We start from the raw sequence: 14,489 nt of genomic DNA, 5'->3' as shown, positions 1-14,489 counted from the left end.
CTGCGGATCCGAACCATTTGCGAGAAGAGCTCGATTTTCCGCTCGGTCGTGAGCGCTTGGTTGATGGGCGAGTTGGCGAAATCGAGTTTGGTAGGACTGGCGCTGGTCATGGTGGCTTGAGAAATGGAAAGAAGGCTGATCGCTTACTTGGTGGCAAGAACGTCGCGCACCGGAACGGAGAATTTAGGAAGCCGGACTTGGGCGACAGCAAAGATGGCGGTGAATAGCAGGTTGGCGGCGGTCAGGTTCCGCAGGAAAACCCAGGAGGGGATTTGGCTGCCGAGCGGGCCGGCCCAGACGGATTGGTAGAGGCCTTCAAGATTCTTGGCGTAGAGAGGGTCGGTGATCCAAGCGGCACCGCAGGTGATGAGGTGGAAGGCGAGAGAGGAGGCTGCGGAGCCGAGAAGGAGCGTGGGGAGGCTCCGGTTGGCGAGTGCCTTGCCAATGAAGAAAATGGCGAGCAGGGCGAGGCTGGTGCTCGCGAAATCGAGCGGATTGGCGGTGTGGCCGACGCCGAGCGGGAAAGTCACCGCCCAGACGCCGAGCGGAATGGCAAACCCGCGCCAACCGGGGGCGAGCAGGGCACCGCAGAAAAACAACGCGGCGAGCGGTTGGAAATTCGGTTGGGACTCGGGAAGCACGCTCCCCAGCACACGAAACGCGATGATGAGTCCGACGATAAGGCAGAGCGGGAGATAGCGGTGCATGACGGTCGAAGAATTGTGGATTTTTCGGAGCGCGGCTAGACCAAAATCTTGGTTTGGATGAGGTTTTTTCATTCCCGTGATGTCGGGCGACCCCGAGTGAAATTGTTCCACGTGGAACGCCGCTGTTTCCGAGCTTGAGCCTAGGCGGGGAAGCACTATGTTGCGCGTCCCGCGATGTTTCGATACCCCAAGTGCTACGATGTGATTGTGATTGGTGCCGGCCATGCCGGCGTCGAAGCCGCGATGGCCGCCGCCCGGCTGGGCGCGGAAGTGGCCGTGCTCACCCAGAATCTGGACACCATCGGCCAGATGTCGTGCAACCCGGCGATCGGCGGGCTCGCCAAGGGCCACATGGTTCGCGAGATCGACGCGCTCGGTGGAATCATGGGATTGAACACCGACGCCACCGGAATCCAGTGGCGGATGTTGAATGCCTCGAAAGGCCCGTCGGTGAGGGCACCCCGCGCCCAATGCGACAAGAAAGCCTACCAATTCCGGATGAAGCGCGAGCTCGAGGCGATGCCCGGGGTGGAAATCCACCAAGGCAACGTGGCCGACCTTCTGGTGGAAAATGACCGGATCACCGGAGTCGCGACTTCACTCGGGATGCAGATCTCCGGAAAATCGGTGATCCTCAGCGCCGGGACTTTCATGGGCGGGCTGATGCACGTCGGCTTGAAGAACGAAAAGGGCGGACGGATGGGGGACGCGACGTCCAATGTTTCCGAGGCCCTCAAGCGCCTCGGCTTCGAGGTCGAACGTTTCAAGACGGGCACGCCTTGCCGGTTGAATGGCCGCTCCATCGATTTCTCCCGCTGCGAGCGCCAGGAAGGCGATACACCCGTGCCGAAGTTCAGCTTCATGGCGGACACCCTGCAAAAGGGCAACGACGACATCTTCACGCTCAACCCGTGGGGCGACCGGCTGTTCCACGTGGAACAAATGCCCTGCTGGATCACCTACACGAACCCCGCCACTCACGCGGTGATCGCCGCAAATCTCCACCAGTCGCCGATGTATTGCGGGGTGATCGAGGGGGTTGGCCCGCGCTATTGCCCGTCGATCGAGGATAAGGTCGTGCGTTTCGCGGAAAAGGAGCGGCATCAAGTGTTTCTCGAACCGGAAGGTCGCCACACGCTGGAATACTACGTGAATGGCGTTTCCACCTCGCTGCCCTACGAGGTGCAGCTGGAATTCCTGCGCACCATCGTCGGCTTGGAGAAATGCGAGATTCTCCGTCCCGGCTACGCGGTCGAGTATGACTACTGCCCGCCCACCCAGCTGCGGCCGACTTTGGAAACGAAGCGGGTCGAGGGCCTCTATTTCGCAGGCCAGATCAACGGCACCTCCGGCTACGAGGAAGCGGCAGGGCAGGGGCTTATCGCCGGAGCGAACGCCGCCCTCAAGGCGCTCGGAAAACCCGAGTTCATGCTCGGCCGCGATGAAGCTTATCTCGGCGTGATGGTCGATGACCTGGTCACCCGCGGCTGCACCGAGCCTTACCGGATGTTCACCAGCCGGGCCGAATACCGCCTGCTGCTGCGCCAGGACAACGCCGACATCCGGCTCACCCCGAAGGCCGCCGCGATTGGTCTGGCGAGTGGGGAACGAGTCCGCCGGGTTCAGGAAAAACTCGTGGGCTTGGAGAAAGCCGAGTCTTTCATGCGCCAGGCGGTGCACGAAGGCGTCAAGCTCGACCAATGGTTCCGCCGCAGCGAAAACTCATGGGAAACCTTGCCCGAATCGTTGCTCGCGGAGTTCCAGACCGATCTCTGGCCCTTGATTGAGACGAATTTCAAATACGAAGGCCACCTCGGCCGCCAGCAAACCCAGATCGACCGCATGTCGCGGCAGGAAGGAAAACGCCTTCCCGAAGACCTCGATTATTCCACCATCCACGGCTTGAAAAAGGAAGCTCAAGTCCGTTTTACCGAGATCCGCCCCGCCACCCTCGGCCAGGCAGGGCGCATTCCGGGCATTACCCCTGCGGACCTTGCGATGCTGCTGGTCTGGCTGGAAAAGCTCGGCCGCGAGGAAATCACTGCCACTGCTGAGGAAGCATGACCCCCCGGATCGATCTTCCCATCCGCGCCGCCAAGGAGACTGCCGCCGCCCACGGGATTGTTCCGGACCGCTGTGAAATCCTGCAAAATGGCAGCACCCTCGTTCTCCGGCTCTCGGAAACGCTCGTCGCCCGTGTAGTGACCGATCTCGATGGCCCGCGCCAGGGCGGCGAGTGGTTTGCGCGTGAAAACGCTGTCGCCCAGCACCTTGCGAGTCACGGAGCACCGGTCATCCCCCTTCATCCGGGAATTCCGCCCGGTCCACACGAGCATCTGGGCTACACGCTCAACTTCTGGCAATACGTCACCGCCATCGACGCCGAGGCAGATCCTGCGGCCATCGGAAAAGCGTTCCATCACTGTCACGCACTCCTGCGATCCTTTACCGGGCAGCTTCCAAAACTCGCCATCCTCATCGAGAGCCTGGCGTTGCTGGAAACCCTCCAGCAACGCGGGCTTTTCCCTCCGTCCACGCTGCGGTTGCTGGAAAAGCATCTCATCTGCTCGATAACCGTGCTCGGCACCTTTCCGCTCCAACCGCTTCACGGTGACGCCCATCCCGGCAACCTGATGAACACCACGCTCGGCCTGTTGTGGACGGATTGGGAGGATACCTTTCTCGGCCCCGTCGAGTGGGACCTCGCCTCCATCATCTGGAACGCCCGCATCCTCGACGAAGATCATTCAACCGCCGACCAGATCCTGGAAGCCTATCACCAAGCCGGTGGCCAGATCGACCTGACTGCACTCCATCACAGTCTCATCGCCCGCGCTGCGGTGATGAGCGCGTGGTATCCCGTGCTCTACCCCGACCCGTCCCCCGAGCGGCAATTCAAGCTCCAACGACGCCTCGACTGGCTGGAAAACGTGGCAAATTGACCGTGGCCGCCGGGATTCAGGTGAATCCGGAAGACGTGATGAAAGCTTGTAAGCTTTTTAAAATCAATCGATTGGGAGATCAACTGATCAGCGCCTTCGTGGCGCATGCTCTCTCAGTTCGCGACGATGTTGAAGATCTTGCCGGGGATGAAAATGACTTTGCGGACGGTCTTGCCTTCGAGGTGCTCGGCGACTTTGGCGCTGGCGAAGGCGGCGGTTTTGGCGGCTTCTTCGTCGGCGTCCTTGGAGATCATGAAACGGTCGCGGAGCTTGCCGTTTACTTGGACGACGAGTTCGATTTCGTTGCGGATGAGGGCTTCCGGATCGAAGGACGGCCAGGGAGTTTCGGAGAGAAGAGAAGCGCGGCGACCGGTGATCGCCGCCATGCGGGCGTGGATTTCCTCGGTGAGGTGCGGGGCGAAGGGATTGAGGACGGTGAGCAGCTGGGTGAACTCTTCCAATGGCACGACGTCCGCTTGGGTGAAAGCATTGGTGCAAATCATCATCTGTGAGATGGCGGTGTTGAAACTGAGTTTCTCGATGTCCTCGCCGACTTTCTTGATCGTTTCGTGGACGACGCGGAGCAGCGTCTTATCGGTGCACGGCACATCTTGGACTTTCGACGAGAGTTTCCATTCGGTTTCCTGCTCTTCGAACGCGACGCGCCAGACGCGGGCGAGGAAGCGGGAGACGCCTTCGACACCTTTCATCTGCCACGGCTTCACTTGTTCGAGTGGGCCCATGAACATTTCGTAGAGGCGCAGTGCGTCGGCGCCGTATTCGGAAACGACGTCGTCCGGGTTGACCACGTTGCCGCGCGACTTGGACATTTTCTGGCCGTCTTCGCCGAGGATGAGGCCTTGGTTGACGAGTTTTTGAAATGGCTCCGGCGTGCGGACGTGGCCGAGGTCGAACAAGAGCTTGTGCCAGAACCGGGCGTAAAGCAGGTGGAGGACGGCGTGCTCGGTGCCGCCGACGTAGAGATCGACCATGCCCGGCTTGTCGCTGGTCCAATAGTTTTCCGCCTCGCGGGAAATGAAGCGTCCGGTGTTTTTCGGGTCGCAGTAGCGGAGATAATACCAGCACGAGCCGGCCCATTGCGGCATGGTGTTAGTTTCGCGGACGGAGCCGTCCGGGAGGTGAACCCAATCGGTGGCTTTGGTGAGGATCGGCTCCGGAGTACCGCTCGGTTTGTAATCGTCGAGTGGCGGCGCGAGCAGCGGTAGCTCGCTTTCGGAAATCGCATGGTGGTGGCCGTCTTTCCAAACGATCGGGAACGGCTCGCCCCAGTAGCGCTGGCGGGAGAACAGCCAGTCGCGGAGCTTGAACTGGATGCGGCGCTGGCCGATGGCTTTTTCCTCCAGCCAATCGATCATCTTCGCCTTGGCCGCGGCGGTGGGGAGGCCGTCGAGGAAGCCGGAATTGATGGCGGTGCCGGTTTCGGTGAAAGCGGACTGTAGCGGCGGTCTGTCGCTGGTTTCCTCGCTTGACGCCAGACGGTCACAGACCGCCGCTACAACTTGGACGATCGGCAAATCGAAGCGTTTCGCGAATTCCCAGTCCCGCTCGTCGTGCGCGGGCACGGCCATGATCGCGCCGGTGCCGTAGCCCATCATCACGTAGTCGGCGATCCAGACGGGGATTGGCTCGCCGTTCACCGGATTAGTCGCGAAGGCACCGGTGAAGACGCCGGACTTGTCCTTGTTGAGGTCGCCGCGGTCCATGTCGGACTTGGAGGAGCAGGCTTTTTGATAGGCTTCGACGGCGGCTTTTTGTCCAGCGGTGGTGATTTCCGGGACGAGCGGGTGTTCGGGGGCGATGACCATGTAGGTCGCGCCGAAAAGGGTGTCCGGGCGGGTGGTGAAGACCTCAATCTCAAATTTGAGATCTGAAATTTCAAATTTCACCGAAGCGCCTTCGCTGCGGCCGATCCAGTTTTTCTGGAGCAGTTTGATGCCTTCCGGCCAGTCGAGCGTGTCGAGTTCGTCGATGAGTCGCTGGGAATATTTCGTGATCCGCAGCATCCACTGGCGGAGTGGGCGGCGCTCGACGGTGTGGCCTTTGGATTTCCACTCTTCGACTTCTTCGTTAGCGAGCACGGTGCCGAGGTCGGGCGACCACCAGACGGGCGTGTTGGCGACGAAGGCGAGGCGGACGTCGTCGATCTGGTCGCGGGTCCAGCCTTTCGCTTCAAGTTCGGTGACCGGCTTGGCCTTGTTTTCCACCTCGCAGAAATGCGAACCGTAAAGCTGGAGGAAAATCCACTGCGTCCAGCGGACGTATTCCGGGTCGGTGGTGGCGATTTCCCGGTCCCAGTCGTAGGCGAAACCCAGCGACTTCAACTGCCGCCGGAAGTTCTCAATATTCGCGGCGGTGGTGATCGCCGGATGCTGGCCGGTCTTGATCGCGTATTGCTCGGCGGGCAGGCCGAACGAGTCATAACCCATTGGGTGCAAGACATTATGCCCGGTCATCCGCTTGAAGCGGCCGATGATGTCGGTAGCGGTGTAGCCTTCCGGATGGCCGACATGGAGACCCGCGCCGCTCGGGTAGGGAAACATGTCGAGCACGTAGTATTTCGGCTTCGAGGCATCGAAATCCGCATCGCCCGGGCCGGGGGTGCGGAAAGTTTTCTCGGTTTCCCAGCGGGCTTGCCATTGGGGCTCGAAATCGCGGAAGGGGAATGGTTTACGTTCTGACATGATCGGCAAAGGGCGCGAAATGTGCAACCCGGCTGCCTGATTGGAAAGAAAAACCCTTTCGCTCACAAACGGCTGACCGCCGTGGCGATGGCCGCCGAGATTTCCTCGGCGTCCTTGGGCAGGGGCGCGGTGTGGATTTGCTCGTCGGACGCATTCAGCGCGGTGATCGTGGAAGTCGCGAAATCCACGAGGATTCTCGGTCCCGTGATGCTGTCGCTGCTCGTGGCTGAGGAAATCATGCTGCTTTCGAAATCACCGACATTTGCCAGGGCTTGCTGGAATCCCGCTGGCGATTGAATGAGAATGATGCGGATGTTGTGGGCTTCCGCCGTGGGCGAAATCGAGCCGCGGAAGCCGCCGGTCGGACGGGTGGAATCGATCATGCGAGGAACGGAAATTCCCAAGATGACGAGCGCGAGGGCCGCCATGCCGAAGGCGGGGCGGGCGATGAAGGATTGGACCTTGGCGAGCCACGAGCGCTGCCGAACCGGGGCCGCCGTCGCTGGGGTGGTGCTGAAACGGCTGGCAAGGTCGTCGAGCAAATCACCGGGAAGTGCCGGAGCTTGCTCGGAGGCATGAAGTTGCAAGCTTCCGGCCAGAAGGTCTCTGGTGGGTTCTAGGTTTTTTCGAAGCTTATGATTCATGGATACTTCTTCAATCGCACCAGTCCGGGGGCGATTTTCAATTTATTAAGTTTTTCCTAAGTTTTTCCAAAGCGGCCTCGACCAGTTCGCTGAGAACCCGCCGCCGGGTGGAGCCGGAGACGCCGGCCTTGATCCCGAACTTGGCGCAAAACGCGTCGTCGCCGATGAGGTCCTGGATGGTGGCGGACTGGGTGACGAAAAGGATGAAAACCAGCTCCCACTCGGCGGCGGTGAGCGCTTCCCGGCACTCTTTGTAAATGCGCTCGAAGGTGTTGCTCCGCGGATCCGCCGAGGGATCTTCAAACTGCATCGCGTGCTCGGGGCTGTCCGTCAGCGCGTTCAGGCTCTCGCCGGTATTCGGCTGGTTTTTAAGCGCGCCGCGGCGGCGATACCAGTCGATGGAGCGGAAGCCGACGATCCGGGCGTGGAGCGGGATGAGCTCTTCGAAGACGGTGGGATCGAGGATGGGCGACCTGCCGCTGCCTTCGCGCTCGCGAACCAGTTCCACGAGGGTGTCGCTGAAAACATCGTCGGCATCCGGGCCTTTGATTCCTTTGCGGGTGAGGGTGGCCAGGGCCAGCGGGCGTAAAATCGCGGGCAGGTGGTTCCACTCGGAATCGCAGAAGCCTTTGTCGGGATCGCGGCGCTGGAGCCGGTCCAAGTTGAGATTCTGCTCGTAGCGGCGGTCTGCGGGGTCGTGATGAAGTTGGTGATCCGAGCGCTCCCGCCGTTGCAAGGCGACGAGTTGGCGGGTGGCTTCCGCGGTTTCTTCGAGGGCGCGGGCGGTGAATTCCGCCTCGGTCGGGAATTCCTCATAATCGAGCGAAACGTTGCGAATCGCCCGGTCCGCAAGGATTGTGGCTTGGTCTTCGGAAACAAGAATCCCTTCGATCGGGCGGCGGGCGCGATGCCAGCAGGCTTTCCAGCAGCGCTGAAGTTGTTCTTGTTGCATGGGCGGCGCGTCAAATGATCGCGACGGCACATAATCCAAAAAAGGTGTCGCTTGCAAGGAACTTGGTTAACGTCGCTTGATTTCTTGAGAATTCTGACCACACGCGTCCGGGGCTTTTCGCTCTGGAAATGAATTCGCCGCTCGACCCGGGAAGGTGAGCGGCGTGAGCGGGCAACGCTGGATTTGGAAACGACCGGGCGGAGTTACGGCGCGGTGATCTCGATGGTGGCGAAGCAGGCGGGCTGGCTCGCGGGGAAGGTGGCGGTGAGCCAGATCTGACCCATTGCGTCAGTGGTTTTCGACAGGCTGCCGACGGGAATCTCCCAGTTCTTGAAATCCGAGGTGCAACGGATACTCCACCTGTAGCCATTGACCAGCGCGAACGGATTAGCGGATCTGAAGAGGTCGAAGGCGATCGGGAATTTAAACTGGATCTTCTGGTCGGCGGTGAGACTCAGGACTGCCGGGGCGGGGATTTTGTCGCTGTTACCGCTGTGGAAGATTTCAATCATGTCTGGAATTCCGTCGGAATCCGAGTCTTGGGATGGGGTGATTGCACTGTTGTTTTCGACTGAAGCCTTCGAGATGGGTTGAGATTGGCCAAGTGATGCCGTGCCGGCGAGCAGCAGCGGACTGGTGGAGGGAATGATCGGACCGTCAGGATTGATGATGGTGACCATGGAGGCGTAGGTCGTGCGGAGCAATCCCGGCCCACTGGTGGGAATGACGGCGGAGGCCTTGATCGCGCCTTCGACTTGAGCCGGAGTGAGTGAGCCGTTGATGGAAAGTTCCGCAAGCACGCTGCCTGCGACGAGAGCGGCGGACGCGCTGGTGCCAGTCATCGCCACGAAGGCGGACGTCGCGCTCTGGCTGCGGGTCCGGACACCGTCGCCCGGAGCGAGGATATCGACGGGGGCACCGAAATTTGAGATGCCGAGCTTCAAATCGGCTGTATTCGAGGCACCGACGCAGATGACGCCGTCCTTGGTGCCGTTTGATGAGGGAACGATGGTCGCCGCGTCTTGGCCAAGATTTCCGGCGGAAAGGATCACCGGGATTCCTGCTGCAAGTGCCGCATCAATGTTCACTCCTATCATGTAGCTTGACGCCGACTCGGTGGATGAAGTGGCGATGCAAATGGCCGCCCGCATCTTGGGTGTATTGGGATTTTTGTGGTGTGCGATCGCCTTGCTGATCGCCGAACTGAGGAGGGAGTTGGTGGTGGTGGCGTTAGGGTAAATGTCGTAGTTAACGACATGAATCGGAGTGCCGGGGGCGATTCCAGTCTCGACTCCGGTGATGAGCGAAAGCATCTGCGTGCCATGCGCACGAGGTTTGGAAACTGTGGGATCGTTGTTGCCACGGACGAGAATCGGACCTTCGAAGGTCAGCTTGGGATTGGCCGCGACGAAACTGGCTGGATTCGCGACCGCTGTATCGACCAGGTAAAGCCGGACCGGCACAGTGGTGTCCGGGTAAGAATACGAATTGACGGCAGTACCGGAAAATTCCCCGCCGATACGGCTCAACGCCCACTCTGCATCCGCGTTCACGCCGTCAGGACGATTTCCTCGGCACCGGCCGGGAAAGCAACTGCTGCCTGACCGCTGAAAATCAGCGCCAGGAACCTTTGGGTCAGGGGGTTCATTTTTAGGAAAAATGACACGCGGGAAATTTGCCTGCCCTACGCGATCGCGCAGTAAAATATGCCGGAAAATTCATGAGTCGTTCATCTGGGACGTGGTGCGAATTTGCAGTTTAGTTCGGCGTCCGCCGCCGGCTTTTGGAGCAAATATTTTAGAAACGTCCTAAATTAAGACAAACCGCCTGAAAATCCGTTCAATAATCGCCGCGCATCACTCAGAATGAGCGAGTAAGCCCTTGGGTCATCCGAGAGAGTCCAAAATCCATCCATGCCGAATCCGGAGATCAACCGCATTTTACGGCCTGATTTTTTCAGGTCGTTCCGCCGGCCGTGATCGCCGCTTATTTGGAACCCCTTAATAGTCCAAGGCTTTACGAAATCAGGCCTATCCGGGGTATTTTTACAAAACCCTCTTTTTCGCCAGCACCCGGCTGATGAGGAACAGGAGAAGCGGGACCCCGGTGAGGGCGATGAACCAGCGGTTCCGGGAACTCGCGGATGGAGGGGAAGCCAAGATGGCCGGGCCGGCGGTGAGCGCGGAATTCTGGCTGAGGACGAAGGGGGCGTCGCCGAGGACGGCGAGTTCGAACTCGTCCTCGGTGGCGGCGGCGGATAGAAATTCGCCCTGGGTCTGCCAGAGCGCCTGGGCGGGGCGGTCGGAGCGGAGCGCGAGCTGGTAGAACCGCTCCATGAATCCGGGAGTTGACTCGTCCGGGACCGGCCACAAGGCGACGACGACCTCCCGCGCGCCGGCGAGTGAAAAAGCCCGGCGGAGGCCTAGCAGGCCTTCGCCGGAGACAGGCGTGCCCGCGCCGGACTCGCAGGAGGAAAGGGTGACCAGCCGGGTCTGATGGAGCGGGAGCCGGGCGATTTCCGACGGGAGCAAGAGGTCGTCGTCATCCGCCAGCCGCGGGCTGTCGGGGTTGCGCTGGGCGCCGCGATAGAGGACGAGGCCGCCAGCGAAAAGGAGATCGGAGTGTTCGTCGAAATCGACCGGCAAGCCGAGCGGGGATTCCTCTCGGTGGAGGAAGAAGGCGTGGCAGCCGAGATGGAGGACGGGCGGCGATGTCGATAGTTGGCGCAGGCTCGCTTCGCTCGCTTGAGGGCCGCTTAAAAACCGCGAGCCGCGGGGAGCCAGCCGGCGGAGTTTTTCCGCCTCGATGCGGGTGCCGGGCATGGGCGCGAGACCGGCGAGGAGCGAAAGGAGCGGATCGTCGTTGTCTTTGACGGGGGGCGGCTGCGGGAAATCCGAGACGGTTAGGACGGTCCACGGATTTCTGGAAAGCGAAGCGGCGGGTTCCTGCTGGATGAGATCGCGGCCGCTGGTGACGGTGGTGAGCTGGAGCTGGCGGGCGCTGAGCGGGCGGTTTTCCCGGTCGAGAAGGGCGGCAAGCGGCAGGAAATGGAGGCGGCTGTCGGGTGAGAACGCGAGGTGGTCGGTGCCGGGAGGGAGCTGGAGGGGTTCCCAAAACTCGCGTTCGAGGGCTCGCAAAATTCCCCGGATTTTCAAGAGTGGCGGGGCGGCGGTGATTCCCGACATCCGGGCGGACCGCCAACGGAGGCGGTCGTGGAGCGCGCCGAGCCAGCGTTCCAGACTTTCGTCGGTGCCTAGCAAAACCCATTTTGGCGGACCGGAAGGGAGGATCACGATCGCGCCGTAGCGTTTGCTTTGCGGGATGGCGGTGGTGGTGAAACGGCAGGTGTCGATGAAGGCGGAGCCGGGCGGGAGCGCGGCTTGGACGTCGCGCCAGGTCGGCCGGGTGGCGGGGACGCTTTCCGCGAGCATGGCGTCTAGCAGGCGGGCTTTGGTGGCGATGAGGACGTCGGCGATGAATTCGGCGTCGCCGGTGGCGCAGGGCAGCGAGACGAGATCGAAGCGTTCGAGGAAATTGAGGCGCTCGCTCTCGGTGCCTTCGCGGATCAGGCGGTCGAGCAGATCGAGGCCGATGCGGGTGGCGCGCACGATGTGGTCCTTGGAGTCGGGCGCTCCTGATAGAATCGAGTTTTGGGCGAGGTTGCGCTCGGTTTCGGCCACGCGCAGATGGGTGGCTGGCAGGTGCTTGGACTGGAGGCTGGCGGCGCGTTCGAGGTGGGAGCGGGCGGCCTGATAGTCACCAAGCGCCTGCTCGGCCACGCCCAGATTGTTCAGTGGGCCGATGAGGCCGGGATGATCGCTGCCGACGGTGGCTTCGGTCATTTCCAAGGCTTCCCGGAATGAGGATTTGGCGACTTCCGGCTCGCCTTGGGAGAGGGCGACGGCGCCGAGGTTGTTCAAATAAGGAACGGCTTGGAAGCGGTTGTTAGCAAACAATTCGCGTGCTTCACGGGCCACGGCCTCGGTGCCCTCGCGGGCTTGGGCGGTCTTCCCCAGCCGCAACCCAGTGAGGGCGAGCTGGCTCTTCAGGGAGAGGCGCAGCTCGCGGTCCTGGAAGGGAAGTTCCAGGGCTTGTTGAAAAATGGCGGCGGCGCGGGCGTGGCTGCCGAGCGTGTGATAGAGGCGGCCGCGATGGGCGGCGATCCGCGCGCGGAACTCGGAATCATCCGCGGCGGTCGCGGCTTCGGCTTGATCGAGCAGCGGCGCGACTTCCGGATAGCGGCCTTGATAGAGAAGATTCAGGGCGAGGTGGTCGAACGTCGCGGCGAGTTTCGGGCCGGCGGCCGATTGGCGGCGGCTGGCGAGAATCTGGCGGAGGAGCGTTTCCGATTCCGCGAGTTGCCCGAGGTCCTGGAGGGTCAGGGCTTTCGCCTCGTTGGCATCGGCCAGGATTTCCGGCGCGTGGGTGGCGAGCAGATCGCAGGCGGTGGTGAGGTGCCCGAGCGCTTCCACGGGCTTGCCGGCCTGGCGCTCGACCATCCCGAGCGCTTGCAGGCTGAGGGCGAGTTCCCGCGCGCTGGCTGGATCGGATCCTTGTTTCCACGCGGCTTGCCAGTCGACGACCAACGATTCGAGCTCCGCCTCCGCGGCATCGAGTTGCGACAGATCGAGTGCGGTCGCCGGAGTCCAGGAAAGGGCGGCGACCGCTGCGAGATGGCGGAAAAAATGCAAGGAGCGGTGCATGCGGGATCGGAAGGGAGAAACTCTGTCTCCCTGAGATGTAAGTTTTTTCACAATTTTTGGAAATCGTTAATTTCAACTGCGATTGGAGTAGGGATGACAAACTTGACCGCCGTCGCCGAAACAAGCCCAGTCCAAGCTCCGGGGGGAGCGCGGGTGGGATCGGCCCTGATGATACGGTCGGGTGAATGCATTGTGACTGGGAGGCGGACGCCGGGGGGCAGCCGCCTCCCAGACGATTTGATGTGCTGATAGGTTCCTGCAATCTTCAGGCCGAAATCTGCCAAACCCGGGGGGGAATGGCTGGATTTCGGCCTGAATTGTTTTGCGCCGGGGCGCGGCGGTGAGCTACGCGATCCCGTAATACCAAAAAGTCAGAATTGGTTAATTATCGGGGTTTCAGTCCCTCCGCCCCATGAAACTTTTTACGATCCCCATTCGAGTGGCCATTGTTGGTTCGCTGGCAGGTATTCTTCATGCGAAGGATCCGGTTTTGACGACGCCCGGCACGGCGACGTGGACGACGGAAGCGACCGCCACGGGAACCCGCACGGTTTTCACGCTGACGAAGGACACGGTGCTCGACTGGGAGCAGCTTGATCTCAAGAGCGGCAGCGAGATGGTGTTTCATTTCACGGACGGCAAGACCGTGGTGAACTTTCTCAGCGGGAGCCGGACCCACCTGATTGACGGGGCGGTGACTTCGAACGGAATCGTCGCTTTTTTCTCACCCACCGCCGATTTGGAAGTGAATGGCTCGATCATCGCGAAGGGCGTGACTCTCTCGACCTTGAATTCGGACGCGGCGGATTTCTCGGATGGAAACGGCTACAAAATGAGCGGCAAGGGCGGCTTCAGCTTTCTGACGGTCAATGGTCGCGTGGAAGCAAGCGGCGGGGACGTGGTTCTCGCTGGCGAGCGCGTGATCGTGGGAGACACGGCGCAAATCCTGGCCTCGCAGGATGTTTTGATCGGCGGCGGCAGGGAGATTTCCGTGGCGGCCGCCGGGGAACGGCGGCTCAAGGAGGAGAGCGGGTTTGGATTTGTCCTGCACCTCGGCGAGACGCGCGCCAGCCGGATCGAGGTGGCGGCGGGCCGTGAAATCAGCAATCAAGGGAGTTTGAATGTGGGAAAAGGCCGGATTTTCCTGGAAGTGGGAGATGGAGGACTGATTACCAACGAGTCGAGCGGCGTGATCGTCGGAAACGCGGTTTTCGAAGGGAAATACGACCCACAAGGGACGGTTTTGTTGCCGGATGAAGGTGACGCGGCTCCGGCTGTCAACGAGGCGACTCTGACCCTTCCCAAACTGACGCGGCCGGACGGCACCAAGGTGAACGCCGCGCCGCAGACGATGAAATACACCGTGCCGATGAGCGCGACCGGCGATGCGAAGAGGGATTCCTCCCCCACCGAGCGCGCCGACAAGCGGATGGCGCAGAACGACAATTCAAAATCCTTGCTCCAGCGGTCGTCGTTTTTCGGCATGCGCGGCGGAAATACAGCGCTCGCAAAACGCTGAATCGGGTCGTTTCGCGGCGGCTTGTTTATGTTGGCCTAAAAGGCAGGACGATCGAATCCCGCTTTAGCGGTCAATGCTTGTTAGTCGGGACCCCTTCGACTGACCCCTTCGAGAGGTCTTCGAGGAGGGAGGGAACATCGAGTATTGAACGCCCAACATTGAACATCGAAGGGGGAGGAATTGGATTTTTCAATCCAGCCAGTTTTCAAACCGCAAGCCGGGGACTTGGGCGAAGTCCACGGTATTGCGGGTGAGGAGAGTGGCATCGTGGGTGATGGCGATGCAGGCGATTTTCAGATCCATGGTGCCGATGCGGAGTC

The 14,489-nt window shown here is 61.1% G+C and carries 10 protein-coding genes; 3 read left to right on the top strand and 7 right to left on the bottom strand.

What is annotated here, in order from left to right:
- Nucleotides 1-143: 143 nt before the first annotated feature.
- The gene (locus AC4DF4_RS03725; protein WP_490046773.1) at nt 144-707 is read right to left on the bottom strand and encodes a DUF6580 family putative transport protein; all 564 of its coding nucleotides are present in this window, start codon (nt 705-707) and stop codon (nt 144-146) included.
- A gap of 174 nt (nt 708-881) precedes the next feature.
- Between AC4DF4_RS03725 and mnmG the strand changes: the two genes are divergently transcribed.
- On the top strand, nt 882-2,771 hold the full coding sequence (mnmG, locus tag AC4DF4_RS03720; RefSeq protein ID WP_490046772.1) for a tRNA uridine-5-carboxymethylaminomethyl(34) synthesis enzyme MnmG: 1,890 nt from the start codon (nt 882-884) through the stop codon (nt 2,769-2,771).
- The gene (locus AC4DF4_RS03715; RefSeq protein ID WP_490046771.1) at nt 2,768-3,649 is read left to right on the top strand and encodes a phosphotransferase; all 882 of its coding nucleotides are present in this window, start codon (nt 2,768-2,770) and stop codon (nt 3,647-3,649) included. The genes mnmG and AC4DF4_RS03715 overlap by 4 nt, the downstream gene beginning before the upstream one ends.
- A 113-nt stretch (nt 3,650-3,762) precedes the next feature.
- Here the strand turns inward: AC4DF4_RS03715 and leuS are convergent, their stop codons facing one another.
- The 5 genes from leuS to AC4DF4_RS03690 form a co-directional block, all read right to left on the bottom strand.
- Nucleotides 3,763-6,351, bottom strand: coding sequence for a leucine--tRNA ligase (gene leuS / locus AC4DF4_RS03710; RefSeq protein ID WP_490046770.1), 2,589 nt, complete (start codon nt 6,349-6,351; stop codon nt 3,763-3,765).
- A 62-nt stretch (nt 6,352-6,413) separates the two neighbouring features.
- Entirely contained in the window at nt 6,414-6,938 is a 525-nt protein-coding gene (locus AC4DF4_RS03705) for a hypothetical protein (RefSeq protein ID WP_490046769.1), read from the bottom strand.
- Between the two features lie 94 nt (nt 6,939-7,032).
- Nucleotides 7,033-7,947, bottom strand: coding sequence for a hypothetical protein (locus tag AC4DF4_RS03700; RefSeq protein ID WP_490046768.1), 915 nt, complete (start codon nt 7,945-7,947; stop codon nt 7,033-7,035).
- 203 nt (nt 7,948-8,150) lie between these two features.
- Nucleotides 8,151-9,500, bottom strand: coding sequence for a S8 family serine peptidase (locus tag AC4DF4_RS03695; protein ID WP_490046767.1), 1,350 nt, complete (start codon nt 9,498-9,500; stop codon nt 8,151-8,153).
- Between the two features lie 492 nt (nt 9,501-9,992).
- A complete protein-coding gene (locus AC4DF4_RS03690; RefSeq protein ID WP_490046766.1) occupies nt 9,993-12,650 on the bottom strand; it encodes a CHAT domain-containing protein in 2,658 nt (885 codons plus the stop codon).
- 412 nt (nt 12,651-13,062) lie between these two features.
- Between AC4DF4_RS03690 and AC4DF4_RS03685 the strand changes: the two genes are divergently transcribed.
- The gene (locus AC4DF4_RS03685; RefSeq protein ID WP_490046765.1) at nt 13,063-14,169 is read left to right on the top strand and encodes a hypothetical protein; all 1,107 of its coding nucleotides are present in this window, start codon (nt 13,063-13,065) and stop codon (nt 14,167-14,169) included.
- 189 nt (nt 14,170-14,358) lie between these two features.
- Here AC4DF4_RS03685 and AC4DF4_RS03680 read toward each other — a convergent pair whose 3' ends face one another.
- Nucleotides 14,359-14,472 carry a type II toxin-antitoxin system VapC family toxin gene (locus AC4DF4_RS03680; RefSeq protein WP_490046764.1) on the bottom strand — a complete coding sequence of 38 codons (114 nt, stop codon included), beginning with the start codon at nt 14,470-14,472 and terminating at the stop codon, nt 14,359-14,361.
- Nucleotides 14,473-14,489: the final 17 nt, after the last annotated feature.

The sequence above is a fragment of the Luteolibacter sp. genome, assembly GCF_058122085.1.
This window is presented reverse-complemented; position numbering and strand designations above follow the sequence as displayed.

Excerpts from the sequence above, each read along its gene's own strand:
- AC4DF4_RS03725 (WP_490046773.1), bottom strand. The coding sequence starts at position 707 with ATGCACCGCTATCTCCCGCTCTGCCTTATCGTCGGACTCATCATCGCG.
- mnmG (WP_490046772.1), top strand. The coding sequence starts at position 882 with ATGTTTCGATACCCCAAGTGCTACGATGTGATTGTGATTGGTGCCGGC.
- AC4DF4_RS03715 (WP_490046771.1), top strand. The coding sequence starts at position 2,768 with ATGACCCCCCGGATCGATCTTCCCATCCGCGCCGCCAAGGAGACTGCC.
- leuS (WP_490046770.1), bottom strand. The coding sequence starts at position 6,351 with ATGTCAGAACGTAAACCATTCCCCTTCCGCGATTTCGAGCCCCAATGG.
- AC4DF4_RS03700 (WP_490046768.1), bottom strand. The coding sequence starts at position 7,947 with ATGCAACAAGAACAACTTCAGCGCTGCTGGAAAGCCTGCTGGCATCGC.
- AC4DF4_RS03690 (WP_490046766.1), bottom strand. The coding sequence starts at position 12,650 with ATGCACCGCTCCTTGCATTTTTTCCGCCATCTCGCAGCGGTCGCCGCC.
- AC4DF4_RS03685 (WP_490046765.1), top strand. The coding sequence starts at position 13,063 with ATGAAACTTTTTACGATCCCCATTCGAGTGGCCATTGTTGGTTCGCTG.
- AC4DF4_RS03680 (WP_490046764.1), bottom strand. The coding sequence starts at position 14,472 with ATGGATCTGAAAATCGCCTGCATCGCCATCACCCACGATGCCACTCTC.